This is a genomic window from Streptomyces sp. SID13726, assembly GCF_010548375.1.
GTDB lineage: Bacteria > Actinomycetota > Actinomycetes > Streptomycetales > Streptomycetaceae > Streptomyces.
The window spans coordinates 1-397 of record NZ_JAAGLY010000768.1; the positions used below are offsets into that span (position 1 = coordinate 1).

Annotated in this window: 1 protein-coding gene; it reads left to right on the forward strand. The window is 73.6% G+C overall.

The features are described 5' to 3' along the window. Positions 1-397: inorganic phosphate transporter (locus tag G3I78_RS50200; protein ID WP_203616614.1), on the forward strand; the 397-nt coding region annotated here is incomplete at both ends.

Here is a 397-nt window from a genome sequence, read left to right on the forward strand (position 1 = left end):
AAGCCCAAGACCGCCGTCGCCCTCTCCGCCGTCCTCAACATGGTCGGGGCGTTCCTCTCCCTGGCCGTCGCGGCGACCATCGCGAAGGGCCTGGTCGACGCGAACGTCATCACCCTCGAGGTCGTCCTCGCGGGGCTCGTGGGCGGCATCACCTGGAACCTGCTGACCTGGCTGCTCGGCATCCCGTCGAGCTCGTCGCACGCGCTGATCGGCGGCGTCGTGGGCTCGGTGCTCGCGGCCGTCGGGACCCAGGGCGTCATCTGGAGCGGCGTCGCCGCGAAGGTGCTCATCCCCGCGCTGCTCGCCCCGCTCGTCGCGGTCGGCGTCGCGAGCGTCGGCACGTGGGCGGTCGCCCGCCTCACGCGCGACGTCCCGGAGGACGTGTCGACCCGCGCGT